This is a genomic window from Streptococcus vicugnae (genome assembly GCF_016461705.1).
In the GTDB taxonomy this organism is placed as follows: Bacteria; Bacillota; Bacilli; order Lactobacillales; family Streptococcaceae; genus Streptococcus; species Streptococcus vicugnae.
The window spans coordinates 535,776-560,678 of sequence record NZ_JAEMHW010000001.1; the positions used below are offsets into that span (position 1 = coordinate 535,776).

At 37.3% G+C, this 24,903-nt stretch carries 23 protein-coding genes and 1 pseudogene; 8 read left to right on the top strand and 16 right to left on the bottom strand.

Annotated elements, in window-relative coordinates; all coding sequences use genetic code 11:
- Positions 1-43: 43 nt before the first annotated feature.
- Positions 44-2,236: pseudogene (gene recD2 / locus JG537_RS02635) on the top strand (SF1B family DNA helicase RecD2); the annotation flags it as partial.
- Positions 2,237-2,774: 538 nt separating this feature from the next.
- Positions 2,775-3,272: a hypothetical protein gene (locus JG537_RS02640; RefSeq protein ID WP_132869487.1), complete on the top strand. Its 498-nt coding sequence runs from the start codon at positions 2,775-2,777 to the stop codon at positions 3,270-3,272.
- Positions 3,273-3,317: 45 nt separating this feature from the next.
- Here JG537_RS02640 and dinB read toward each other — a convergent pair whose 3' ends face one another.
- Positions 3,318-4,415, bottom strand: a complete 1,098-nt coding sequence (dinB, locus tag JG537_RS02645; protein ID WP_132869489.1) for a DNA polymerase IV — start codon at positions 4,413-4,415, stop codon at positions 3,318-3,320.
- A 216-nt stretch (positions 4,416-4,631) separates the two neighbouring features.
- Between dinB and pflB the strand changes: the two genes are divergently transcribed.
- Together pflB and JG537_RS02655 are read left to right on the top strand one after the other, a co-directional pair.
- Positions 4,632-6,956, top strand: a complete 2,325-nt coding sequence (pflB, locus tag JG537_RS02650) for a formate C-acetyltransferase (RefSeq protein WP_132869486.1) — start codon at positions 4,632-4,634, stop codon at positions 6,954-6,956.
- 60 nt (positions 6,957-7,016) lie between these two features.
- On the top strand, positions 7,017-7,508 hold the full coding sequence (locus tag JG537_RS02655) for a GNAT family N-acetyltransferase (RefSeq protein WP_199543252.1): 492 nt from the start codon (positions 7,017-7,019) through the stop codon (positions 7,506-7,508).
- Positions 7,509-7,536: 28 nt separating this feature from the next.
- Here JG537_RS02655 and JG537_RS02660 read toward each other — a convergent pair whose 3' ends face one another.
- The 5 genes from JG537_RS02660 to gla all read right to left on the bottom strand — a co-directional run bounded on the left by JG537_RS02660 (position 7,537) and on the right by gla (position 11,670).
- Positions 7,537-8,151, bottom strand: coding sequence for a DUF1269 domain-containing protein (locus tag JG537_RS02660; RefSeq protein ID WP_199543255.1), 615 nt, complete (start codon positions 8,149-8,151; stop codon positions 7,537-7,539).
- Between the two features lie 99 nt (positions 8,152-8,250).
- The gene (locus JG537_RS02665; protein WP_199543258.1) at positions 8,251-9,171 is read right to left on the bottom strand and encodes a serine hydrolase domain-containing protein; all 921 of its coding nucleotides are present in this window, start codon (positions 9,169-9,171) and stop codon (positions 8,251-8,253) included.
- On the bottom strand, positions 9,168-9,914 hold the full coding sequence (locus tag JG537_RS02670; protein ID WP_199543261.1) for a CppA family protein: 747 nt from the start codon (positions 9,912-9,914) through the stop codon (positions 9,168-9,170). Before JG537_RS02670 ends, JG537_RS02665 begins: the two co-directional genes overlap by 4 nt.
- A 263-nt stretch (positions 9,915-10,177) precedes the next feature.
- Entirely contained in the window at positions 10,178-10,645 is a 468-nt protein-coding gene (gene tnpA / locus JG537_RS02675) for an IS200/IS605 family transposase (RefSeq protein ID WP_199543269.1), read from the bottom strand.
- Positions 10,646-10,824: 179 nt separating this feature from the next.
- Positions 10,825-11,670: an aquaglyceroporin Gla gene (gene gla, locus JG537_RS02680; RefSeq protein WP_132869189.1), complete on the bottom strand. Its 846-nt coding sequence runs from the start codon at positions 11,668-11,670 to the stop codon at positions 10,825-10,827.
- 120 nt (positions 11,671-11,790) lie between these two features.
- On the opposite strand from gla, the gene JG537_RS02685 reads away from it, so the two are divergent.
- A complete protein-coding gene (locus JG537_RS02685; RefSeq protein WP_199543282.1) occupies positions 11,791-14,073 on the top strand; it encodes a Xaa-Pro dipeptidyl-peptidase in 2,283 nt (760 codons plus the stop codon).
- 34 nt (positions 14,074-14,107) lie between these two features.
- On the opposite strand, the gene JG537_RS02690 is transcribed toward JG537_RS02685, so the two are convergent.
- The 7 genes from JG537_RS02690 to JG537_RS02720 are packed head-to-tail and all read right to left on the bottom strand — an operon-like array spanning position 14,108 to position 20,435.
- Positions 14,108-15,760, bottom strand: a complete 1,653-nt coding sequence (locus tag JG537_RS02690; RefSeq protein WP_199543285.1) for an ATP-binding protein — start codon at positions 15,758-15,760, stop codon at positions 14,108-14,110.
- The gene (locus JG537_RS02695) at positions 15,753-16,430 is read right to left on the bottom strand and encodes a winged helix-turn-helix domain-containing protein (RefSeq protein WP_199543288.1); all 678 of its coding nucleotides are present in this window, start codon (positions 16,428-16,430) and stop codon (positions 15,753-15,755) included. Before JG537_RS02695 ends, JG537_RS02690 begins: the two co-directional genes overlap by 8 nt.
- Positions 16,427-17,080, bottom strand: coding sequence for a phosphate signaling complex protein PhoU (phoU, locus tag JG537_RS02700; protein WP_199543291.1), 654 nt, complete (start codon positions 17,078-17,080; stop codon positions 16,427-16,429). The genes JG537_RS02695 and phoU overlap by 4 nt, the downstream gene beginning before the upstream one ends.
- Positions 17,077-17,826, bottom strand: a complete 750-nt coding sequence (gene pstB / locus JG537_RS02705; RefSeq protein WP_199543295.1) for a phosphate ABC transporter ATP-binding protein PstB — start codon at positions 17,824-17,826, stop codon at positions 17,077-17,079. Before pstB ends, phoU begins: the two co-directional genes overlap by 4 nt.
- Positions 17,819-18,697 (bottom strand): phosphate ABC transporter permease PstA, encoded by an 879-nt coding sequence (gene pstA / locus JG537_RS02710; protein WP_199543298.1) that lies wholly within the window; start codon positions 18,695-18,697, stop codon positions 17,819-17,821. The genes pstB and pstA overlap by 8 nt, the downstream gene beginning before the upstream one ends.
- A 1-nt stretch (position 18,698) precedes the next feature.
- Entirely contained in the window at positions 18,699-19,544 is an 846-nt protein-coding gene (pstC, locus tag JG537_RS02715) for a phosphate ABC transporter permease subunit PstC (RefSeq protein WP_199543302.1), read from the bottom strand.
- Between the two features lie 9 nt (positions 19,545-19,553).
- Positions 19,554-20,435 (bottom strand): substrate-binding domain-containing protein, encoded by an 882-nt coding sequence (locus tag JG537_RS02720; protein ID WP_199543317.1) that lies wholly within the window; start codon positions 20,433-20,435, stop codon positions 19,554-19,556.
- 240 nt (positions 20,436-20,675) lie between these two features.
- On the opposite strand from JG537_RS02720, the gene JG537_RS02725 reads away from it, so the two are divergent.
- Positions 20,676-20,975, top strand: coding sequence for a YbaB/EbfC family nucleoid-associated protein (locus tag JG537_RS02725; RefSeq protein WP_074564436.1), 300 nt, complete (start codon positions 20,676-20,678; stop codon positions 20,973-20,975).
- 42 nt (positions 20,976-21,017) lie between these two features.
- Here JG537_RS02725 and JG537_RS02730 read toward each other — a convergent pair whose 3' ends face one another.
- From JG537_RS02730 to JG537_RS02740, 3 genes are all read right to left on the bottom strand, one after another.
- The gene (locus tag JG537_RS02730; RefSeq protein ID WP_199543319.1) at positions 21,018-21,737 is read right to left on the bottom strand and encodes a MerR family transcriptional regulator; all 720 of its coding nucleotides are present in this window, start codon (positions 21,735-21,737) and stop codon (positions 21,018-21,020) included.
- A gap of 103 nt (positions 21,738-21,840) precedes the next feature.
- Positions 21,841-22,428 (bottom strand): 3'-5' exonuclease, encoded by a 588-nt coding sequence (locus JG537_RS02735; RefSeq protein ID WP_199543321.1) that lies wholly within the window; start codon positions 22,426-22,428, stop codon positions 21,841-21,843.
- 81 nt (positions 22,429-22,509) lie between these two features.
- Positions 22,510-23,052, bottom strand: coding sequence for a DUF536 domain-containing protein (locus tag JG537_RS02740; protein WP_199543323.1), 543 nt, complete (start codon positions 23,050-23,052; stop codon positions 22,510-22,512).
- A gap of 223 nt (positions 23,053-23,275) precedes the next feature.
- On the opposite strand from JG537_RS02740, the gene aao reads away from it, so the two are divergent.
- Both aao and rpsN read left to right on the top strand, forming a co-directional pair.
- Positions 23,276-24,448 carry an aminoacetone oxidase gene (gene aao, locus JG537_RS02745; protein ID WP_132870014.1) on the top strand — a complete coding sequence of 391 codons (1,173 nt, stop codon included), beginning with the start codon at positions 23,276-23,278 and terminating at the stop codon, positions 24,446-24,448.
- 139 nt (positions 24,449-24,587) lie between these two features.
- The gene (gene rpsN / locus JG537_RS02750) at positions 24,588-24,857 is read left to right on the top strand and encodes a 30S ribosomal protein S14 (RefSeq protein WP_024343539.1); all 270 of its coding nucleotides are present in this window, start codon (positions 24,588-24,590) and stop codon (positions 24,855-24,857) included.
- Positions 24,858-24,903: the final 46 nt, after the last annotated feature.

Here is a 24,903-nt window from a genome sequence, read left to right on the forward strand (position 1 = left end):
ATGATATAATAAAGCCACTATAGAAATCACGTAAGGATCAATTATGGAATACTTCTTTTCTGGCATCGTTGACCGTATTATTTTTGAAAATGCCAGTAACTTTTTTAAAATCATATTACTCGAAATTGAAGATACTGATTCTGACTTCGATGATTTTGAGATTATTGTTACCGGGACAATAGCTGAAATCATTGAAGGCGAAAATTATACTTTTTGGGGCGAATTAACCCAACATCCAAAATATGGGGAACAGCTCAAAGTCACACGTTATGAGCGCTCAAAACCAACATCATCAGGCTTAATCAAGTATTTTTCAAGCGAACATTTTAAAGGGATTGGTAAAAAAACAGCAGAAAAAATCGTCCAACTCTACGGTGACGATACTATCGATAAAATTTTAGAAGACCCAAGTAAACTTGAAAGTATTTCAGGGCTCTCTAAAGAAAACCGTGATAATTTTGTTGCCAAATTAAAACTCAACTACGGTACCGAACAAATCCTATCAAAACTCGCAGAATACGGTTTAACCAACCGCGTTGCTTTTGATATTTTTAACCACTATAAGGAAGACAGTCTTGATATTATCCAAGAAAATCCTTATCAACTAGTCGAAGATATTCAAGGGATTGGATTTAAAATTGCTGACCAACTAGCTGAGCAATTAGGCATTGAAGCGGATGCTCCGCAACGTTTTCGCGCAGCGCTTGTTCATACCTTATTTGAATTATCCATTGAAAACGGGGATACTTATGTTGAAGCGCGTGATTTACTAGAAAATGCGATCACCATTCTTGAAGAAGCTCGTCAGATTGAACTAGATCCAGCAGCTGTTGCTCAAGAATTATCAACCCTCATCGCTGAAGATAAGGTGCAAAATATTGGTACAAAGATTTTTGACAACACTCTTTTTTATGCTGAAGCAGGCATCAAAAAAAATCTAACACGTATCCTGGACACACCACTGGCTAAACAATTCTCAGAAGAAGACTTGCAAGAAGAAATTGCCGAAATCGAGGACACTTTTGGAATTAGCTACGATTCAGTTCAAAAGAACGCCATCAAAGAAGCGCTTCAAAGCAAAGTTTTCATTTTGACAGGTGGTCCTGGTACAGGTAAAACAACTGTTATCAATGGCTTAATTGCGGCTTATGCTGATCTTCACGGGATAGATTTAGATAAGAAAGATATTCCTATCGTTCTTGCTGCACCGACAGGTCGTGCTGCCCGTCGCATGAATGAACTCACTGGGCTACCAAGTGCCACAATTCACCGTCATCTTGGTCTAAATGGCGATAATGATTACCAAGCTATGGATGATTATCTTGACTGTGATTTGATTATCATTGACGAATTTTCAATGGTGGATACCTGGCTAGCTAACCAACTATTTAGCTCGATTTCATCAAATACTCAAGTCATTATCGTTGGTGACAGTGACCAGTTGCCATCTGTAGGGCCCGGTCAGGTTTTAGCTGATTTACTAAAAATCAAATCATTACCGCAAATCGCCCTAACCAAAATTTTCAGACAATCAGAAGATTCCACTATTGTTAGCCTAGCTAACCAGATGAGACAAGGAATTTTGCCAGCTGATTTTACGCAGAAAAAAGCTGACCGTTCTTATTTTGAAGCTGGCGCTCAGTACATTCCTGAAATGATTCCAAAGATTGTCAGCGCAGCTATTAAAAGTGGTATTAGTCCCCAAGAAATTCAAATTCTTGCCCCAATGTATCGAGGAGCCGCTGGTATTAACCGACTCAATACCATTATTCAGGATTTACTCAATCCACTTGGCGATCAATTGTCTTTTACATTTGGTGAGATGAATTTCCGTAAGGGAGATAAAGTTCTACACTTGATTAACGATGCTGAGCTTAATGTGTTCAACGGCGATATTGGCTACATCACTGACTTGATTCCAGCTAAATACACTGAGTCCAAACAAGATGAACTTTACATGTCTTTTGATGGGACAGAAGTCATTTACCCTCGTAATGAATGGCACAAAATCACGCTAGCTTACGCCATGTCTATTCACAAATCCCAAGGGAGTGAATTTCAAGTTGTCATCCTCCCTATTACTCGTCAAAGCCATCGCCTTCTTCAGCGTAACCTCATTTATACTGCAATCACCCGTTCTAAAAGTAAATTAGTTATGTTAGGCGAAATTGCCGCTTTTGACTACGCCATCAAAAACGAAGGCGCTAAGCGAAATACTTATCTCGTTCAACGCTTCACAGCAACTGATACAGAACCTGATGAGACTGAAACAACTAAGGTTCTCAGCGAGACGACAGAAATCCAAAATGTAGCAAAAAAAGACAAGACAATCGCTTCTACTCCTCACATAAAAGAAGAAATAAGTGAAGATGCTGTTCAACTCAGCCTTGATTTTGAAGATGACACATCTGAACCAGAACAAGTCAAAGACTATCGTCTAACAGAAGAAAACCTCCCCTTCATCGATCCAATGATTGGCATCACACAAGAGGATATTAACCAATTTTTCAAAAACTAATAGCTAAAAGTTAGGGAAACTATTGATAGAATTTCCTAACTTTTCTTATACACTTATTTTGTATAAATATAAATTTTCAGATGATAAAATAACTTTATACTTGAAACATTTCGAGGATTAAAACGATTTAATCCTTGAAAATAAAGGATTTTCAGATATTACATCTCTTGACAGAAAAGTGTTTACATATAAGGAAATTGTGTTATAATATCTGTACTATCATAATAGGATTACCATTGTTTTTAGGAGGTTTGAAATGGTTTCTTATGAAAAAATTCGTCAATCTTTGCGTTCTTGGACGCTTTTCATCGCTTGGGTAAATGTTCTTGCAGCCTTAGCTAAAGTCTACTCTGTTATTAGCCATTTTGTCTTGGTTAATAACCTCGACAAGCTAAAAGAACAACTTGATGCTGAAACATACAAAATTGTTGAAGCTTCTGCTAATATTGGCAATGTCATCATTGCTATTATTGCTCTTGTTGTTAACATTGTTGTCGCTGTTTTAGCATTTAAAAACTTAGCAAAAATCAAAGACAATGCTCCAAGTTTATCACCTTACCGCATTGCCTTGATTTATACTGTTGTTTACAATCTTGCATCTTTTGCTTTTGCAATTTACCTTGGTGCAACACTTTCACCATTTAGTCTTATTCTACCACTTGTCTTCCTAGTACTTTATGGCTATGTCTACAACAAAGCCGCACAATTACTAGACAAAGATAATGCTGACGATTCTGAAAGTGATAATAACTAAGCTTTTTGAAACGAATACCGTCTCAGCAACTACTAAGACGGTATTTTAATTTTTAAAAAGATTTAACGGACGAATATTATCTTCTAATCCAGTGATAGTAACCCCCAGAAGACGCACACCAGCTTTTGATTCTTCTAAGCTGTCAAATATCGCATGAGCAGCTTGATCAATCACATCAAAATCATTGGTGACATCATCTAGCGTTTTACGCTTGGTTAAGGTTGAAAAATCCGCATATCGAACCTTCAAAACGACAGTTCGGCCAACTTTATTGTTTCGTGTCAGGCTGTCTACAACTCGACGGGTATTTTTTGAAATCTCAGACTTAATATCAGCATCGTCGTAAAGCAATTTACTATAGGTGCGCTCACTCCCAATAGATTTTCGAATACGATTGGGTTTTACAGGAGAATTTGAAATACCACGCGCTTTGCGGTACAAATCATAACCGAAACGTCCGAAATGATCAATCAAAGTCATCTCTGGAATTTCTAGCAGGTCCGCACCTGTAAAAACACCTAGTTGATGTAATTTTTCAACTGATTTCTTACCCACACCATGAAATTTTTCAATTGGTAATTTTTTCAAGAAATCCTGCGCATCTTCTGGCAATATCAAGGTTAAACCTTTCGGTTTATCAAAATCCGAAGCTAGTTTAGCTAAAAATTTGTTATAAGAGACACCTGCTGAACAAGTCAGGTGAACTTCTTGCCAAATATCATATTGAATCATTTTGGCGATTTTAATCGCTGATTTGATGCCACGTTTGTTTTCAGTAACATCTAAGTAAGCCTCATCAATAGACATAGGTTCTACTAAATCCGTATAACGTCTGAAAATCTCACGAATTTGCATTCCTATTTCTCGGTATTTCTGATAATTACCAGAAATAAAGATAGCTTGAGGACAACGTTCGTAAGCCTCTTTTGAAGACATGGCAGAATGAACGCCAAATTTTCTGGCTTCATAATTGCATGTTGATACGACACCACGCCCACCTGTCTTACGTGGATCAGAACCAATAATCACAGGCTTTCCTTTGAGGTCTGGATTATCTCTTTCTTCCACTGACGCAAAGAAAGCATCCATATCAATATGAATAATTTTTCGAGAAGTATCATTAATTAATGGAAAAATAAGCATCATCCAGTCCTTTCTGACTCTATTATAACAATTTTCATTGCTTTCAATCAAAGCTTACAAATTTCTAGTACAGTTCTCCTTGTTTCTGAAACTGTACTAGAAAAGATTCTTGTTTTTTCCAATTTTTTTGCTTGGGAAAACGCTTCCTTTATGATAAACTTATACTTGTAAATGTAACAGATGACCTGTTACTAGAATTTAAGGAGAAATCTCATTATGGCGACTGTTAAAACAAATGCAGATGTTTTTGAAAAAGCCTGGGAAGGCTTTAAAGGTACTGACTGGAAAGAAAAAGCCAGCGTTTCTCGCTTCGTTCAAGCTAACTACACACCTTATGATGGTGATGAAAGCTTCTTAGCACCAGCTACTGAACGCTCTCTTAAAATCAAAAAAATTATTGAAGATACTAAAGCTAAATACGAAGCAACTCGTTTCCCAATGGACACTCGTCCAACATCAATCGCAGATATTCCTGCCGGCTATATTTCAAAAGACGATGAATTAATCTACGGTATTCAAAATGATGAGTTGTTCAAATTGAATTTCATGCCAAAAGGTGGTATCCGTATGGCAGAAACAGCACTTAAAGAACATGGTTATGAACCTGATCCTGCTGTTCATGAAATTTTCACAAAATACTCTACTACAGTAAATGACGGAATCTTCCGCGCTTATACATCTAATATCCGCCGAGCACGTCACGCTCACACAGTAACTGGTCTTCCAGATGCTTACTCTCGTGGACGTATCATCGGTGTCTATGCTCGTCTTGCTCTTTACGGAGCTGACTACTTGATGCAAGAAAAAGTTAACGACTGGAACGCTATTACTGAAATCGATGAAGAATCAATTCGTCTTCGCGAAGAAGTAAACATGCAATACCAAGCTCTTGGTGAAGTGGTTAAACTTGGTGACCTTTATGGACTTGATGTTCGTAAACCAGCCATGAACGTTAAAGAAGCTATTCAGTGGGTTAACATTGCTTTCATGGCGGTCTGCCGTGTTGTCAATGGTGCCGCTACTTCTCTTGGACGTGTGCCAATCGTTCTTGATATCTTTGCTGAACGCGACCTTGCTCGTGGTACATTTACAGAATCTGAAATTCAAGAATTTGTTGATGATTTCGTATTGAAACTTCGTACTGTAAAATTTGCTCGTACTAAAGCTTACGACGAACTTTACTCAGGTGACCCAACATTCATTACAACTTCTATGGCAGGTATGGGGGCTGACGGTCGTCACCGTGTTACTAAAATGGACTACCGTTTCTTGAACACTTTGGACAATATCGGTAATGCTCCAGAACCTAACTTGACAGTACTTTGGACTGACAAATTGCCATATTCATTCCGTCGTTACTGTATGAAAATGTCACACAAACACTCTTCAATTCAATACGAAGGTGTGACAACAATGGCTAAAGATGGTTATGGTGAAATGTCATGTATCTCATGTTGTGTATCACCACTTGACCCAGAAAATGAAGAACAACGCCACAACATCCAATACTTTGGTGCTCGTGTTAACGTTCTTAAAGCTCTTCTTACTGGTTTGAACGGTGGTTATGACGATGTTCATAAAGATTACAAAGTCTTTGATATCGAACCAGTTCGTGATGAAGTCCTCGACTTTGAAACTGTAAAAGCTAACTTTGAAAAATCACTTGATTGGTTGACTTCAACTTACGTAGATGCTCTTAACATCATTCACTACATGACTGATAAATACAACTACGAAGCTGTTCAAATGGCCTTCTTACCAACTAAACAACGTGCTAACATGGGATTCGGTATTTGTGGCTTTGCTAATACTGTTGATACATTGTCAGCAATCAAGTACGCTACTGTTAAACCAATCCGTGATGAAGATGGCTACATCTACGATTACGAAACAATCGGTGACTTCCCTCGTTGGGGTGAAGATGACCCTCGTTCAAACGAATTGGCTGAATGGTTGGTAGAAGCATACACTACTCGTCTTCGTAGCCACAAACTTTACAAAAATGCTGAAGCTACTGTATCACTTCTTACAATCACTTCAAACGTTGCCTACTCTAAACAAACTGGTAACTCTCCAGTTCACAAAGGTGTTTACCTTAACGAAGATGGTACTGTGAACCTTTCTAAACTTGAATTCTTCTCACCAGGTGCTAACCCATCTAACAAAGCTCGTGGTGGTTGGTTGCAAAACCTTAACTCACTTGCAAGCCTTGACTTCTCATATGCTGCAGATGGTATTTCACTTACAACTCAAGTTTCTCCACGTGCTCTTGGTAAGACATTTGATGAACAAGTTGATAACTTGGTAACTATCCTTGATGGTTACTTCGAAAACGGTGGACAACACGTTAACTTGAACGTCATGGACCTTAAAGATGTTTATGACAAGATTATGAATGGTGAAGATGTTATCGTTCGTATCTCAGGTTACTGTGTAAACACTAAATACCTTACAAAAGAACAAAAGACAGAATTGACACAACGCGTCTTCCACGAAGTTCTTTCAATGGATGACGTTGCTGAAACTGTTGCTGCTAAATAATAAATATCGAAAAAGACTTTGTCAGTTGACAGAGTCTTTTTTTGTCCTTAAAATAGAGCTATGAAAATCAAACAAACCAGAAACACACTTTCAGATACCTACTTGGATGCCATGAAAATCCGTCAAATCGTTTTTGTAAAAGGACAAGGTGTTCCTTTATCTCCTGAAATTGATGAAAACGAAGCTTATTGCCTGCATTTTGTTCTTTATAATGACTTAGGAAATGCTGTCGCTACTTGCCGTATTTTGCCAAATCAAGACCACAGCAAAGCCACCTTGCAGCGTATGGCTGTTCTTCCCGACCAACAAGGAAAGCATTTTGGAAAACACCTTCTAGAAGAGGTCATCACTTTTTGTAAACAGCAAGGCTTTAAAGAAATGATACTTCACGCCCAATTAACTGCAAAAGGATTCTATGATAAACTTCATTTCACCTGTTTTGGTGATGAATTTGAAGAAGCTGGTATCATGCATATCAGCATGAAAAAACACTTTAAATCAAATAAAAACTCTCTTGATTTTGCTCAAGAGAGTTTTTTTATCACTGTTTAGAGATGAATAGAACTGACTGCTTTTTCTATTACTCTTTTCCTTTTAAGCGACGGAATTTCGCTTTAATAGCTTCTGCAATATCGCTTCCTTGTTCTTTCAAGTGGTTAACACGACGTTCATTCATGTCTTCTTGAACTTTATCAAAAAGTTCATCCTGAACTTGACCGGCAAGTTCTACTTCATGAGCTAAAGCCACAGCATCCCAACGCATAATATTCGTCTTATAAGGAGCAAAGACATGGTTCAATACACTTTCGTCTTCTTCACGAACCAAAGCAATAACCGCCACATCGCCATCAAGCAATTTAGTTGTGACTTCTTCGATTAAGTTATTATCACTAGAATCGTTCATACTACCGCTTGCCGCACCAGCGAGACTTCCGATACCATAACCAATAATAACACCAATTGGTCCACTCAAGATACCAATCAAACCACCGACAATTCCACCAATCGTTGCATATTCACGGCTAGCATCATCAAAATCGATAGAATCCTTGATTGTGATTTTACCATTTTCATTCTCAACCAATGCAATCTGAGCAATCTGAGTGTGGCTATCTTGCTTAAAGGCTTTTAATTCTGAAAATGCTTGGTATGCTTCACTTTCAACATCAAAAACAACAGTAAGTACATCTGCCATAACTTTGTCCTCCTTTTCTCTGGTTACCTTCATTATAGCACTTTCACGCTAAAAAAGCCGAGAAAAAAGTAAAACGTTTTCATAAAAATAGCAATCTTTTTAAAAATTTTCCTGAATCCAATTAGAAATTTTCTTTCGTTCCTCAATCCAAAGAGGTCGATCATCGTAAGAATATGTACGATTAGTCAAGAAAATAGCAGCTTTCTGTTCTTTTCGATTAATGGCCACATAAGTTCCCGTATACCCCGTGTGGTCAAGCCAATCCCCTTCTTTATTCCATGCAAGAGAACGTTCTTTATTAGCATAACTAAAATTTTGCCAAATATCACGTGAAAAATCATCAATCAGATAATGTTGACAAAGTTTTTCAAGGTCGATCACATTCGAAAATAGACCAGCAGAACCAGAGTGACAACCTAACACTTTAGCCTTAGGATCATGAACCATGCCATCATCAATTCCAGCTACCGTTGGTACAGCACCCTTAACTGGTCCAAAGCCTGTCTTTGTCATACCAAATGGTCCAAAAACCTGTTCCTGAAAAATGTCAGCCAGAGATTTACCAAAATAGTTTTCCAGCATAAAACCGAGCAGTAAAAAGTTGATATCTGTATACAAGAAATTCTTTTTATCTTCTACCGTAATGTGATTAATCGCTTCTTTTAGCTCTTTAGCATTAAGTGAATCACGATTTGGGATAAACGGGTTAATCCCACTACTGTGCGTCAAAAGCTGACGAAGTGTTAATTTAGATTCATGAAAATCAGGATAGTACTGCTTCAAAGGAGCATCAATATCCAATTTTCCCTCAGAGATAAGCGAGATAATAACAGTTCCAACACCAACAACCTTAGAAACAGATGCTAAATCATAAATCAATCCAGGAGAAACAGCAGTCTCACCATCAATTGTACCAATGTACCGTTCTGTCCAATGATTACCTTTAAAAAGAGCTATACTAGCTCCATGATAAATATTGCGATTGATTTGATCGTTAATAATGTCTAACAAATCTGTCATTTGATAAACCAAATTTCAACTTGACTAGGATCAGAAAGAACTAGGACACTTTCTTTTTTATCTAGATAAATAGATTGTCCCTTAGCTTCAAGATAGTCTGCCAAAGCTTTCAAATCATAGTTCTCAGGCACTTTAAATTCTAGAATTTCCAAATCCCATGTTGTCAAAGGATCAACAGTTAGGTCTGCACCTTTGCCTTGTTCAAAGTTGAGCTCTAATGGTAATTTACCAGCAAAGACATCTTGATAAAAGGCTTGTGTACCAGCTTTGTCAGCAACATTAAGGGTCAAACTTTCAAAATGAAATTCAGATACTTCCTCTAAGTCATCATTTTCAGGGAAAGTTTGTTTTTCAATTTCTGTTAATTCTTGAATATCATCTTCTGAATGTATAAGGAAAAGATCACCTTCTGGAGACACTGTCTCAAAAGCATAACCACGTTTACCTTTGAAAAGTCGTTCAACGTCAATGCCATTTCCTAAAATAGCTTCAATTTCATTTGCTTTAGGGATTTTAACGACGATTTTATTAACCTTTTTGTCACCTTGAACCGCACGAGTATCAGGCGCTGGCGATTCTTCAATAACGAAACGAGCATTTCGGTGTTTCGTCGAAAATACAGCGATTGCATTTTCTTCATTTACTAATTTAAAACCTAATTTTTGGTAAAAATCGATGTTATGATCACGATTATTAATACGTAAAACGGGATACCTAAACGTGACTCCGTTAAATAAAGTCATAATTGTCTCCTCACAGTGTTTTTTGTTAGATTATGTTATACAAGTTCTTACAAAAATAAGGACCGGGTCTTTTCTATTTTAGAAAAAAATAGTCAGTTTGACAAGAAATTATGCTCTCCTCTATTAGTCATAACCACCCGTGAAAACGGGTGGCTTGTACACCGGCTATAAGCCGTTAATCTCCAGCAGCGTCTAAAGACGCTCGCTGAACGTTGTTCAGGTCATGCTTCTATTACTTGACTATCGCCCGTAACAACGGGCTTTTATCGTGTTCTAAATCCTCCATCGGAAAATAGATCTTCATACTCTTTTACACTTAACTTATCCAAAGCTATGTCATCTTTCTCCTGTTCGCGAATATACTTCGCTACAGTTTGTTCGTTTAGTCCAACAGTACTTACGTAATATCCCCTAGCCCAAAGCTTACGATTTCCGTATTTATATTTTAAATTTGCATGCTTATCAAATATCATCAAAGCACTTTTTAAATATCCCATAAAATCCGAAATCGCAAGTTTTGGTGAAATTAAAACAAGCATATGAACGTGATTTGACATCATATGCCCTTCTATTATCTCAACTCCTTTATATTGACATAGGTGACGGAAAATACCTATTAAGTCTTGTCTAATTGTATAGTAAATGGATTTTCTACGATATTTGGGTGTGAATACTATGTGATATTTGCACATCCATTTTGTGTGTGATAAACTGTAACTGTTTTTTGCCATTTCTTTTTCCTTTCTTTTTTCTAACCTGAACAATTAGATTATATCAGGAAAAAGAAATAGAAGCTCAAAGCCTTGTCAGCCACCAGCTTAGCTGGTGGTTTTCTTGTTTTTCTCTTCGAGAAAAACTGGCTTGAAGCCATAATAAAAAGAACCCGAAGGTTCTTTTCTGATTTATTATCTTATAGGTATAAGAATTTGAACAAGGCAACCGCAGCAACACCAGCAAGGATTGGAGCTACAACTGGTACCCATGAATACCACCATTTAGAATCGCCTTTGTGTTCACCAAGAATTGATTTTGGAAGCAAAGCATGGACGATACGTGGACCAAGGTCACGTGCAGGGTTAAGACCAGGACCTGTAGGACCACCAAGTGAAGTTACAAGTGTCATAACAAGGAATCCGATCCCCATGTGAGCAACAGCAAGTGAACCTGTAGTGTAAGGAGCAACTTGAGTTGCAGCTGTAGAAGCATCATAACCTGCAGCAGTCAATTGAGAAATCAATTGTGCACCGAAGTAGTTTTTAGTAAGAGCCATTGCACCAAAGAAAAGTACAAATGATCCAAGGAACTCATTCAAGAAACCATTAACCCATGCAGCTTTGTGGCTGTCTTTTGTACCATCGTCAACAGCTGAAATAGTTGAGAATGATCCAAGGATAGCATTTGGGTTTTCAGTTTGAAGGTAGTATGGTTTGTGAACCATAACAACAAGTAATTGACCAAACATTGCACCAAGTACTTGAGCGATGATGTATTGAGCAACGTGTGACCATTCAAACATACCTGAAACTGCAAGTGCAATTGTGAAAGCAGGGTTGATGTGGTTACCTGATACGTTACCAAACATAAGAGCTGGCATCATAACACCAAAACCATAACCAAGAGCGATGATAACCCAACCTGAGTTGTGTCCTTTTGTACCTTTAAGATCAACGTTTGCAACAGCACCGTTACCAAGGATGATAAGAAGAGCTGTTCCAATAAATTCTGTGATATATTTCACAGTCCATGAAAAGTCCATGTCTTTTTATTTCCTCCAAAAAAAATATAGTTTAGACAACTAACATTTTATCAAGTATAATAGATAATGTAAAGGTTATCTGTAAAATAAAAACGTTTACTTTTAGAAGGAGAAATTTTCATGAAATACAATCAATTCTCTTACATACCAAGGCCTGCCGATGCTTGTGAACAAGAATTACAAGCTCTTGGATTTGAGCTCAACAAGCGTCAATCTGACAAGGAGGCTTTGGAGCACTTCTGCCGTAAGATTTTCTTTAATTATAAAGATACGGACTATCCACTTCATAATCTCATTGCTGATTTTGAGACGGATTTATTAACATTCTTCCAATCTGATCGTCCTCTAACGGCAGATATTTTTTATACCATTGCCCTTCAATTACTTGGATTTACACCACATGTTGATTTTACAGATACAAATGACTTCCTAGAAAAAATTGCCTTTCCGATTAATTACCAAAAGGGACACATTATTGAAGCTCTTTACCACCTTCTTGTTAGCCGTCAAAAAAATGGTATGACGTTACTTGATGATTTAATTAGTAAAGGACTTATTCCTGTTGACAATGACTACCACTTCTTCAATGGAAAATCTTTAGCAACTTTTGATACAAGTGACTTAATCCGAGAAGTTGTCTACGTCCAATCACCACTTGATACTGACCAAGATGGTCAATTAGATTTAATTAAGGTCAATATCATTCGTCCAAATACCAGCCATCAAGTGCCAACTATGATGACAGCTAGTCCTTACCACGAAGGAACAAATATCGTTGCTAACGATAAGAAACTTTACAAAATGGAAGGTGACTTAGCTGTCAAACCTGCTGGTAAGATTGAGGTCGAAACACGTGACTTCGAATCATTAGCAACTCCTGACTTAGATCTTCCAGTAGGGGAGGCCGAAGAAAGCTTCAACTTTATCGATCCTTATACTCTAAATGATTATTTCTTAGCTCGTGGCTTTGCTAACATCTACGTTTCCGGTGTGGGAACAGCAGGTTCAAACGGCTTTATGACTAGCGGTGATTATGCTCAAGTCGAAAGCTTCAAAGCTGTTATTGACTGGTTAAATGGGAAAGCAATTGCCTTTTCTAGTCATCGCCGTGACCAAAAGGTACTTGCAGGCTGGTCGAATGGACTCGTTTGTACCACTGGTAAATCTTATCTCGGTACCATGTCAACTGCCCTTGCGACAACGGGTGTAGAAGGGCTAAAAGTCATCATTGCAGAATCAGCCATTTCATCTTGGTACGACTACTACCGTGAAAATGGACTTATCTGCAGTCCTGGCGGTTATCCTGGTGAAGATCTTGATGTTTTAACTGAATTGACTTATTCACGTAATTTGTTATCAGGTGATTATCTTCGTAATAACACACATTATCAAGAGCTTCTCGATGAGCAATCAGCTCAATTAGATCGTCAATCAGGTGACTACAATCAATTCTGGCATGACCGTAACTATCTTCTTCATGCTGATAAAGTGAAAACTACTTGCGTTTACACACACGGTCTTCAAGACTGGAACGTTAAACCACGTCACGTTTTCAATATTTTTAACGCCTTGCCAAGCTCTGTTGAAAAACATGCCTTTCTTCACAATGGCGAACATGTTTACATGCATAATTGGCAATCCATTGATTTTAGAGAAAGCATGAATGCTTTGCTTTGTCAAAAAATGTTGAATCAAGATAATTACTTTGATTTACCAACTCTGATTTGGCAAGACAATAGTCAAGAACAAACATGGACAAGCAGCTTGACACAATTTGGTAGTGCTAACCAAGAAACATTGCCTCTTGGAAAAGACCTTCAAATCATTGACAACCATTATGGCAAAGATGACTATGAACGTTATAGTAAAAACTTCCGCACATTCAAGAGTGACTTATTTGCAGGAAAAGCAAATAACATTTGCCTTGATATTCCAGTTAACCAAGATTATCACATCAATGGTCAGGTAACATTGCATTTGACACTTAAATCCAGTGAAAATAAAGGTCTCTTGTCAGCACAAGTTTTAGATTATGGTCAGAAGAAACGCTTCAAAGACGTTCCAACCAATCGAGCTCTACATGCTATCGATAACGGCCGCAACTTCTCACGTGAAGCACTTAAAGAATTACCATTTGTCAAAACACAAGAACGTGTCATCACAAAAGGTGTTCTCAATCTTCAAAACCGAAATGATTTGCTAACTGTCGAAGACATTAAACCAAACGAATGGATGACGCTTGATTTCACTCTTCAACCAAGCATCTACAAACTTAAAAAAGGCGATAACTTACGTGTTCTTCTCTACACTACAGACTTTGAACACACTATCCGCGACAATAGCAATTATATTTTAACCGTTGATTTAGACCAATCAAGCATTAGTCTTCCGGTAGAAAAATAATTATAAAAAGGTTGAACCCAGGGTTCAACCTTTTTTATTTATGAAATGTTAGTAACATCTGTGTTCCAATATTTTCCTGACTTCTGACTTGGATAGTAGCCTCATGAAGTTTTAAAGCATGTTTGACAATAGACAAACCAAGACCAGTTCCACCAACTTTTCTTGAGCGACTTTTATCAACACGATAGAAGCGTTCAAAAATCCGTTCTTGTTCTTCTTTTGGAATGCCAAGACCAGTATCCTTAATAGCTAAGAAAACGTATTTTTCATCCGATGTTATTGTAACTTCGACGCTTCCTTTATCACGGTTATAAGTAATGGCATTATCGCAGAGATTGTACAAAACTGAGTGAATCAAAGCAGGATTTCCTAGCATCATGGTTGGCTGACCTGTTAAGTGTAAATGGATCTGTCTCTGACTAGCTTTGGTAGCCAAACTATCAAGAACATTTTTAGCAATTGCATAGATGTCCAATGTTTCCATAGGTACCTGATCAGTCTCATCCAAATGTGAAAGATTGATAATATCTTCAACTAGTTGAACCATGCGCTTAGATTCTTTGTAAATTTTGCCTGCAAAATAAGGAGCATCCTCACTTGAAACCATTCCATTAACCAGCATCTCTGAGTATCCCGAGATAACATGTAAAGGTGTCTTTAATTCATGTGAGACATTAGCCGTAAATTCATGACGCAGCTGTTCAATTTGTAATTGTTCTGTCACATCAAATAAAAGAATGACCAAACCTGTCACATGACCATCAAATAAAATCGGGCGAATCAGAACTTTATAACTCTCCTTATCAAACTGAATGATTCCCTCTTGTTTTTGACCAGCTAGACCTGATTTTAACCATTTATGAAACGACAAGTCTCTCGTAATTTGTAAGATGTCTTTTCCAAGACAAGTTTGATCTGTCTGAAAAAGTTGTTGCGCCGCGTCATTAATACTAATCACCTGACACTTAGCATCCAACAAAATAATACCTTCTTTAATTTTTGAAATGATGGTATCAAATTCTTCTTTTTTCTGGTTTAACAAGGCTTCTTGCTTACTCAATGCTTTTTGATGATGAGCAATTCGTCTTAACAAAGGAGAAATTTCATCATAAGCTTCATTTTGCAGTGGCTGATCTAAATCTAAATCATTTAGAGGAGCCACAATACGTTTGGCAGTATATCGCGCAACCCAGATTGATAAAGCAATAGCTAATATGATAATCAAGGCAAATGGTTGAAACATGCGAATATACAGTAATAATAAGCTGTGCTGTGTCACTGATAATCGGATAACCGTTCCGTCATCAAGACGCTGTGCTAAATACAAGGACTTAGTTGTTAAAGTAGATGAATAGCGCGTGCTTTCTCCATAACCTTCAGCCAAGGCTTCCTTGAATTCTTTCCGATTGGCATGATTATCCATCTTCTTTGCATTAGACTGACTATCATAAAGAACATCTCCTTTATGGTCAATCCAAGTCATTCGAACTCCTGATACCTTAAGGTGATTAAAATAGCTTTTTCCCTCAAGATTAACCCCTTGGGCAACTAAGGACGTCTCTGTCTGAAGTTGTTCTTTTTGTACTTGGGCAAAATAGCTATAGAGAACCCCCATAATCAGCATAATTGCTAAAAAGAGAATTCCCAAAGTTACCATAAGCGTCGAACGAAAAATCTTCTTAACCATTGTCATCCTCCAGGCGATAACCGACACCACGAATCGTTTGAATATAATGGCTAGCATCACCAAGTTTTGTTCGAAGCGTTCCAATATGGACATCCACAGTTCTCGTTTCACCTAAAAAATCATCTCCCCAGACTTGTTTAAGTAGATCTTGTCTGGTAAATACACGATTGGGATTTTTCAGCAAAAGAGCAAGAAGTTCAAACTCTTTCAGAGTTAAATGAATCACTTGATTATCTTTTTTAACAATATAATTTTCCACATCTAGTGATAAATTTCCAAGCTGTAGTTGCTTAGGAGCAGGTGCTTTTTGACTTCGACGCAAAACAGCCTTAATTCGTGAAATCATCTCCATCATGCCAAAAGGCTTGACAAGGTAATCATCGGCTCCCATATCTAGCCCTTTTACCTTGTCGTATTCCGTTCCTTTGGCTGTTGCCATAATGACTGGAATATCTGCAGTCATAGGTGTCCCTTCTAGCTTTTCTAAAATGGCTAAACCATCACTTCCAGGCAACATAATATCTAATAAAACCAAATCAGGCTTTTGACTAGACACGGCTTGCCAAAAGTCATCAGCGTTTGGAAAGCCAAGAGCTTCAAAACCAGCTGTTTTTAAAGTATAGAGCATCAATTCACGGATATCATCATCGTCTTCAACACAGTAAATCATATGTCATCTCCATCTAATTGCCCAGTAATGGAAAAAATCACCCATTTGGCAATATTAACCGTATGGTCACCGATACGTTCAATGTATTTAGCTACCATCAAGACATCAATAGCATGCTCGCCATCAACATCTTTGCCTGAAAAATATGTCATCAAATTTACCTTTATTGTATCAAAATCTTGGTCAACTGTATTGTCGTAACGAACAACCTGATTTGCCATCTCTTCATTGTCGTATACAAAGGCATCAATACTGGTTGTTACCATACCTACAACATGGCCGACCATTTTTTGCAAATACTCTAACTCTGGTCCAGGTTGAATGTGACCTTGATTCACAATTTCACCAATTTCTGCAGCTTGCGCTCCAATACGTTTCATGTCATAAACCATCTTCAATGCTGCTGAAACTCGCCTTAAATCTTTAGCAACAGGCTGTTGACATAAGAGTAATTTCAAACACTGCTCCTCAATATCACGCTCAAGCCGTTCAATTTTCTGGTAGGTTTTAACCACATTATTAACTAAATATGAATCATCTTTCTTCAAAAATTGAACTGATTTTGAAATGACATCCTCACACAAGGCTCCCATCAGGATGACATTTTTCGTTAGCTCTTGCAGCTGATTTTCAAATGTTGACCGAATCATCCAAATCTCCCTGTAATATAATTTTCTGTTCTTTCATCTTGCGGCAGTGAAAAGAGCTGGCTTGTTTGATTACACTCAACCAACTCCCCCATGAGAAAGAAAGCTGTCTTATCTGAAATTCTCACTGCTTGTTGCATATTATGAGTTACCATGACAATGCTATATTTTTCTTTTAAAGCAATCACCAAATCTTCGATTTTTGACGTTGATATAGGATCCAATGCACTAGTTGGTTCATCCATCAATAAAACTTCTGGCTCAATAGCTAAAGCACGCGCAATGCAGAGACGTTGTTGTTGACCACCCGATAAACCCATAGCCGATTTCGTCAAACGATCTTTGACCTCATCCCAAAGTGCTGCTTGTTTTAAAGAACGTTCAACAATTTCATCTAGTTGAGCCTTCGCGTGAATCCCATGTGTTCTCGGTCCAAAGGCAATATTGTCGTAAATGCTCATTGGAAATGGATTTGGCTTTTGAAATACCATACCAACTTTTTTACGTAATCTGTTGATATCAATATCTTGATAAATGTCTTCATCATCTAGAATCACTTTCCCAGTGATACGACAATCTTTAACCAAATCATTCATGCGATTCAAACTTTTTAACAAGGTGGATTTTCCACACCCTGACGGCCCAATAAAAGCTGTGATTCCATTTGCTGGAATTTCTAAATCAATCGATTTTAACGCGTGAAAATCACCATAATATAAATCTAAATTATCAACAATTAACTTACTCATCACTCATCTCACTTCCTAGACATCTAGCCACAAAACCAGATAAAACATTAATACCAATGACTAATACCAAGAGAACTACTGCTGTTGCATAAGTCTGATTAAGATATAAGCCCTCACCAGATATCGCATACATATGAACTGCTAAAGTTCTAGAGGAACTAAAGACACTTCTTGTTACTTCCGCAACAGTTCCAGCTGTAAAAATAAGAGCCGCAGATTCTCCGATAATACGGCCAATTGCTAAAATAACCCCTGAGAAAATACCCGGTATTGCACTTGGTAAAACTATTCTAAAAATTGTCCGTAATTTTCCAGCACCTAAAGCAAAGGCTCCTTCTCGGTACCCATCAGGAACAGATAGTAAAGCTTCTTCCGTTGTACGCATGATTAGGGGAAGAATCATAATACTTAACGTAATACCACCTGATAACAAAGAAAGACCAAAATGCGCATACTTAACAAAGAAAAGTGCCCCAAACAAACCATAAATAATCGATGGAATTCCTGAAAGTGTTTCGGTAGCAATCCTAATAATTGAAACTAATGGATTATCCCTTCTAGCGTATTCCGTTAGGTAAATAGAAGCACCAATTCCAATCGGAACAGCAATCAAAAGGGTCAATAGCGTTATCGACAAGGTATTAATCAAAGCTGGTAATAGAGAAACATTTTCTGTCGTATAAGTTAAAGCAAATAAGCCCTTACTAAGATGAGGTGCCCCCTTAACTAGAATATAAATGACAATAAAAGTGATAACTAAAAAACTTAAGAAGGCTGCCAAATACACCACGCAAAATAAAATCATCGACAGAGGATCTTTTTTACGAGAGTCAATCTTTTGTTTGATATTTCTCTGATTAATATTTTTCATACTAATCCTCTTTCCGTAATAATGAAAAAGCAATGTTAACAATCAAGACAAACAGAAACAAAATAACAGCCGTTCCAATCAAAGCTTGCCTATGAAGTCCTGATGAATACCCCATTTCCATAACAATATTTGTTGTTAGTGTTCGAACCCCTGAGGTTAATGAGCTTGGTAAAATCGCCTGATTACCTGCTACCATAATAACAGCCATAGTCTCTCCAACAGCGCGACCAAGTCCGAGAATAACGGACGCCAAGATGCCGCGTTTGGCAGCAGGAAGTACCACAAAAAATATACTTCTTTCATGAGAAGCTCCCAGAGCTAATCCTCCCTCATAATAAGAGTTGGGCACCGCACGAATGGCTGACTCCGACACACTAACTATAGTTGGCAAAATCATTATTCCCAAAAGAATCGATGCCGTTAGTACCCCCATACCATAGCCACCAATGTAATTACGCACAAAGGGGACAAGGACAACTAAACCAAAGAAACCATAAACAACCGACGGAATTCCTGCCATTAAATTAATAGCTGACTTCAAAAGCTTATAAAGAACAGGTGGACAAAATTTTGCCATAAAAACTGCCGTAAAGATACCAATCGGAACCCCTATGACTAAAGCTCCCAGCGTCACATAAAGAGACCCAACAATCATTGGTAAAATGCCAAATTCATTACTTGATGGGCGCCAAATTTCTCCCAGAAGAAAATTTTTAATGCCAATTTCTTTAATAGCAGGCAGTCCATTTGCCAACAAGAAAATGCATATCAATAAAACTGAAACGATTGAAATACAGGCTGTTAAAAAGAATAGCCCCTGCATGATTTTTTCTTTTTTGTGATTCATGACATCCTCTTAATCAGTCAAGTCTTTCCAGTCTGTTATTTTGCCAGAAAAGATATCTTTTACCTGTTGGCTGGTCAAATTTTCTACCTCATTAGCCTTATTGACAACAAGTGCAATGCCATCCATTGCAATAACAGTTGATGAAACACCTTTTGCTTTTTCAGCTTCCTCTAATTCACGAGAAGCCATACCAATATCCGATGTTCCATCAATAGTGTCAGTGATACCGGTTGATGAGTCACTTTGTTGAATATCGACTTTAACACCTGTATTAACTTTGCCATAAGCTTCTTTCAATTTTTCCATAACTGGAGTTACCGAACTAGATCCAGAAACCACTACTTTTCCAGTAGTCACACTTGTTTGATAAGGCTCTTTTTGCTCAAGAGGAATATAGCCATTATCCTTAACAATCTTTTGACCATCACTACTTAAGATATAAGCCATGAAATCCTTTGCTGACTTACTGATTTCTGATTTTGTCACAATATTAAATGGACGAGAAATCTTATAAGAACCATCCTTAATTGTCTCAACACTAGCTTTTTGGCCATCGATATTCAAAACTTTGACACTGTCATTAAGAGCACCTAGTGATGCATAGCTAATTGCTGACTTATCTCCGGCAACAGTCGTTAATGTGACCGATGTTGAGTTTGTTACGATAGCACTTGATGTAGTCATATCAACTGTATCGCCTTTACTATTTTTTCCTTTTAAATCAAAAAGCTCAACAAAAGCACCGCGTGTTCCTGATCCTTCTTCACGAGAGACAACATTAATCTGCCCCATTCCTGACTCAGTTTTAGATGATTTTCCACAAGCAGATAAGACTGAACCTACTCCCAAACTAAGTAGAGCTAAACCGGCTAACATTTTCCATTTTTTCATGGCTTTCTCCTTTAACATCTTTATAGTCGTCATTATAAGCAGTTAATATCAAATCCATTACCTGTTTTTTGTAAAGTTTTTGTAAAATCCTCTCTTATCAGACCAAAAACAATAATCATAACCCTAACTCCAAACTTTAAGTTCTATAGGAAAGATGCTATAATATTAATATCTTTTTCAAGATAAATTTCCAAATTAATAAAGGCTCAACCCCTTGCTACGAAAGGAATCTAGATTATTATGATGAACATGCAAAACATGATGCGCCAAGCTCAAAAACTCCAAAAACAAATGGAGAAAAAACAAGCTGAATTGGCTAGCACTACTTTTACTGGAAAATCAGCCCAAGAACTTGTTGTTGCTGAATTTACAGGTGATAAAAAATTGGTAAACATCACATTTAAGGATGCTATTGTTGATCCAGACGATATTGAAACACTTCAAGACATGACAACACAAGCTATCAACGATGCTCTTTCTCAAGTTGATGCTGCTACTCAAAAAACACTTGGCGCTTTTGCAGGAAAATTACCATTCTAATAATGCCAGACAAAAAAGCTCGAACCAATCGGTTCGAGCTTTTTATTTACTTGCAACTTCTAAACAATAAGATTTTTCATGACAATGTGGACAAGTGAGCTTTCTTGTCTTAGGTGTGTGCGCTGCAAAGAAAAATGTCTGAAAATTTGGTTGAAAGCAATGATGACAATTTGGGCAAACATAAGCTACATTTTGAGAGTATTTCCTAGCAAACCAGATGGCAAAGGGAGCTATGATAATTTCAGCAAGCAGATAAATCCAAAAATTCCTTGCCACAAGTGCCCATACTATGCTTCCCACTTGAAGGATAATTAAAGGCAAAAAGATGAAAAACATCTTCCGATGGACCTTTTTCAAAGATAATTGATTTTTCATGGTAAGAGAAATGTCTGATAAAAATTCTAATGACTGGCCAGATTGACTTTTCACATTGTCAAGCAAGTTGACAGCAGTGTCAAGCCTCTCTTTCTTGTCAGCTAGTTCTTGCTTTATCTCACGAATATGCTCAGCAAGCAATAACTCTAAAACCTGCTTAGCATTATCTTCAACAAAGAGACGTTTAATCTGTTCAATTGAAAAATCCAAATCTCGCAAGAAACAAATCATTCGCAAACGTTCCAAATCACTCTCAGTGTAAATTCGACGACCACCTTCTGTCAATTGAGAAGGAACCAAAATACCGCGTTTGTCATAATATTGCACTGTACGAACTGAAACACCAGCCAACTTTGCCAAATCACCGGTGCTATAAGTCTGAGACATTCCTTTCACCTCCTTTCTGCCCTCATTATAGGACATGACCTAAGGTTACATGCAAGGGGTTACCCTAGATGATTTTTTATTTTTTTGAAAAATAGCAGAGCTATCAGCTAAAAAAGCCACCCAAAGTTGCAAAAGGATTATCGCCATGCTCTTCTTCTTGCTGATTCAGATAAGACTTGTTCTCATCAAATTCCATAAATTTTTCATAGACGAGTGCTGTCATTCGAGCATCTTCTAAAGAATTATGTCCATGTCCAGAGATGCCTAAAAAATCAGCAACGCTTGTCAACTTAAGATTTGCAATTCCATTCAAATCAGAACTACGACGTTCATAAGCTTCATCATACAAGTCAACCTTGTAAAGCTCTGTCAAGTCTAAATCATTCTCAGCTAAAAGTGGCAAGTCAGATTTCAAGGCATTATAACCAACTAGAGCTGTCTCTCCTACGAAATCTTTAAAATCTGCCAAGACTTTATCTAATTTTGGAGCATTTGCAATTTTTTCTGATGTAATCCCTGTTAAACCATTAATAAAAGATTGCAAAGGCACATCTGTGTAAACATAAGTGTCAAAGTTGTCAACTTCTTCACCATCTCGAAATTTTACAGCAGAAACTTGAATAATATGGCTAATTTCAGCAACTGTATTAAATTCCAAGTCAAAAGCAATGTACTCAGATAGCTTTTTCATGATTTCTCCCTTATATCTTTAATCTTATTTCTTCTTTTTTATAAAATAAAGCTGGAACTTTCGTCCCAGCCTCCGACTTCCTTATTTTTTACCAAAAAGACGCGCAAACAATCCCTTCGGAGCAGCTGCTTCTTCCTGTTCTTGAATTGCTTCTTCAGTTTTTGTTTGAATCTCTTCAAATTCAGCTTTAGCTTCATTAAGTTCAAGTTGAAGACGTTTGCTATCTTCCATAGCAGCAAGTGTCAACTGTTGTTGTTGATCTAATTGCTTGTCTTTTTCACCAATTTGGACATCTTTAACACGAAGTTGCTCATCTTTTGAAGCCAATTGTTTATCTTTGGCTTTTAGTTGTTCATACAGACGAGTGATTTCTGTATTTTTTTCATCAACTAGAATTTCCAAAAGTTCACGTTGTTTTGTTTCTTCATCAATTGGATCATCTTCAAAGATAGTTTTTTTATAAATTTCTTCAAGTTTAATCAAGCCGCTACGATTAACTACCGTAACACCCTTTTCATTTTTATCAACATCTTCTTCCGGCAGATTCTTAACACGATTATTAACCGCTTGACGGCTAACACCCAGAATCTCAGCCAATTCACTAACTGTTTTCTCGATTGCCATAATATCCTCTTTTACATTGAAATTACTTATGAAAAGGATAACACATGAACTAATGATTGTCAATTTTTAACCAGTTAATTGACTGCTTCAAGCCTGAATTGATAGGCTTTTTTTCGCAATCGTGTCAACTTTCTGTCATTTTCTGTAAACTTACTTCCTTATTTCAAAAATATCTACTGTCATTTGACTACGGGATAGAAACATTTTATGCTACAATGATTATATGAAACAATACGATACAATTATCATCGGTGGTGGACCTGCCGGTATGATGGCTGCCATTTCTAGCAGCTATTATGGTTACAAAACGCTACTTATTGAAAAAAATAGAAGACTCGGAAAGAAACTAGCTGGTACTGGTGGCGGACGCTGTAATGTCACAAATAATGGTACTATCGATGACCTCATGGAAGGCATTCCTGGCAATGGGCGCTTTCTATATAGTGTCTTTTCACAATTTGACAACCATGATATCATGCGATTCTTTGAAGAAAATGGTGTTGCTTTAAAAGTTGAAGACCATGGACGCGTCTTCCCAAAAACTGATAAATCAAAAACAATCATTGATGCCCTCACTCATAAAATCAGTGAACTCGGTGGTACAGTCTTAACAAATACTGAAGTTGTTTCTGTAAAGAAAATCGATGAGCTTTTCCACATTAAGTCAGCTTCAGATGAATTTGTTTGTGGAAAACTTATTGTCACAACTGGTGGTAAAGCTTATCCATCCACAGGATCTACCGGATTTGGTTACGAGATTGCTCGTCACTTTAAATTAAATCTAACTGAACTTGAAGCAGCTGAAAGTCCTTTATTAACAGATTTTCCACATAAAGAACTTCAAGGGATTTCACTTGATGATGTTAGCCTATCTTATGGAAAACATCATATCACACACGATTTACTCTTTACTCACTTTGGACTATCTGGACCCGCTGCTCTTCGCATGTCTAGCTTTATCAAAGGTGGAGAAACCATTAAACTGGATGTTATCCCAAAAATGTCCACAGAAGAACTTAATTCATTTCTAGTGGAACATCGTGAAAAATCTCTTAAGAATACACTCAAAATGCTTGTTCCTGAGCGCTTAGCAAGCTTTTTCGCTCAGCCATTTCCCGAAAAAGTCAAACAATTGACACCAAATCAGGAACAAGAACTTGTGGCTAAACTGAAAGCTATGCCAATCAAAGTCACTGGCAAAATGTCACTAGCTAAGTCCTTTGTAACCAAAGGGGGCGTCGACTTGAAAGAAATCAATCCTAAAACTCTTGAAAGTAAACAAGTCCCAGGCCTACATTTTGCAGGTGAGGTTCTTGATATTAACGCCCATACTGGTGGTTTTAACATCACCGTTGCTCTATGTACAGGCTGGGTTGCTGGAAGTTTACATTATTAATAAACTAAAAAGAGATCCTATTTTGGGTTTCTTTTTACTTTTTTTAAAAATATTTAACTAGTTAAGTTTTTTCTCTTGATTCTCTTTTTAAAAGTGCTATAATTATTTTTGTTAACCAGTTAACTAAAAAGGAGATATTATGGCTAAAAAATCAAAAATCGCTAGATATAATAAACAATTAAAACTCATCGAGCAATATGCTGACTTACGTCGTGAATTAAAAGCTAAGGGCGATTACGAAGCCCTTCGCAAATTGCCACGCGACTCAAATCCAAATCGTTTGAAAAACCGCGACCGCATCGACGGACGTCCACATGCTTACATGCGCAAATTTGGTATGAGTCGTATCAATTTCCGCAATCTTGCTCACGAAGGTAAAATCCCAGGGGTTACAAAAGCCAGCTGGTAATATAATATATAGAAAAATAAGTTTTTATCACTGAAAAAGCAGACTT

Bases quoted from the DNA above. Each gene is read 5' to 3' on its own strand.
- JG537_RS02640 (WP_132869487.1), top strand. From the start codon at position 2,775: ATGGTTTCTTATGAAAAAATTCGTCAATCTTTGCGTTCTTGGACGCTT.
- dinB (WP_132869489.1), bottom strand. From the start codon at position 4,415: ATGCTTATTTTTCCATTAATTAATGATACTTCTCGAAAAATTATTCAT.
- pflB (WP_132869486.1), top strand. From the start codon at position 4,632: ATGGCGACTGTTAAAACAAATGCAGATGTTTTTGAAAAAGCCTGGGAA.
- JG537_RS02655 (WP_199543252.1), top strand. From the start codon at position 7,017: ATGAAAATCAAACAAACCAGAAACACACTTTCAGATACCTACTTGGAT.
- JG537_RS02660 (WP_199543255.1), bottom strand. From the start codon at position 8,151: ATGGCAGATGTACTTACTGTTGTTTTTGATGTTGAAAGTGAAGCATAC.
- JG537_RS02665 (WP_199543258.1), bottom strand. From the start codon at position 9,171: ATGACAGATTTGTTAGACATTATTAACGATCAAATCAATCGCAATATT.
- JG537_RS02670 (WP_199543261.1), bottom strand. From the start codon at position 9,914: ATGACTTTATTTAACGGAGTCACGTTTAGGTATCCCGTTTTACGTATT.
- tnpA (WP_199543269.1), bottom strand. From the start codon at position 10,645: ATGGCAAAAAACAGTTACAGTTTATCACACACAAAATGGATGTGCAAA.
- gla (WP_132869189.1), bottom strand. From the start codon at position 11,670: ATGGACTTTTCATGGACTGTGAAATATATCACAGAATTTATTGGAACA.
- JG537_RS02685 (WP_199543282.1), top strand. From the start codon at position 11,791: ATGAAATACAATCAATTCTCTTACATACCAAGGCCTGCCGATGCTTGT.
- JG537_RS02690 (WP_199543285.1), bottom strand. From the start codon at position 15,760: ATGGTTAAGAAGATTTTTCGTTCGACGCTTATGGTAACTTTGGGAATT.
- JG537_RS02695 (WP_199543288.1), bottom strand. From the start codon at position 16,430: ATGATTTACTGTGTTGAAGACGATGATGATATCCGTGAATTGATGCTC.
- phoU (WP_199543291.1), bottom strand. From the start codon at position 17,080: ATGATTCGGTCAACATTTGAAAATCAGCTGCAAGAGCTAACGAAAAAT.
- pstB (WP_199543295.1), bottom strand. From the start codon at position 17,826: ATGAGTAAGTTAATTGTTGATAATTTAGATTTATATTATGGTGATTTT.
- pstA (WP_199543298.1), bottom strand. From the start codon at position 18,697: ATGAAAAATATTAATCAGAGAAATATCAAACAAAAGATTGACTCTCGT.
- pstC (WP_199543302.1), bottom strand. From the start codon at position 19,544: ATGAATCACAAAAAAGAAAAAATCATGCAGGGGCTATTCTTTTTAACA.
- JG537_RS02720 (WP_199543317.1), bottom strand. From the start codon at position 20,435: ATGAAAAAATGGAAAATGTTAGCCGGTTTAGCTCTACTTAGTTTGGGA.
- JG537_RS02725 (WP_074564436.1), top strand. From the start codon at position 20,676: ATGATGAACATGCAAAACATGATGCGCCAAGCTCAAAAACTCCAAAAA.
- JG537_RS02730 (WP_199543319.1), bottom strand. From the start codon at position 21,737: ATGTCTCAGACTTATAGCACCGGTGATTTGGCAAAGTTGGCTGGTGTT.
- JG537_RS02735 (WP_199543321.1), bottom strand. From the start codon at position 22,428: ATGAAAAAGCTATCTGAGTACATTGCTTTTGACTTGGAATTTAATACA.
- JG537_RS02740 (WP_199543323.1), bottom strand. From the start codon at position 23,052: ATGGCAATCGAGAAAACAGTTAGTGAATTGGCTGAGATTCTGGGTGTT.
- aao (WP_132870014.1), top strand. From the start codon at position 23,276: ATGAAACAATACGATACAATTATCATCGGTGGTGGACCTGCCGGTATG.
- rpsN (WP_024343539.1), top strand. From the start codon at position 24,588: ATGGCTAAAAAATCAAAAATCGCTAGATATAATAAACAATTAAAACTC.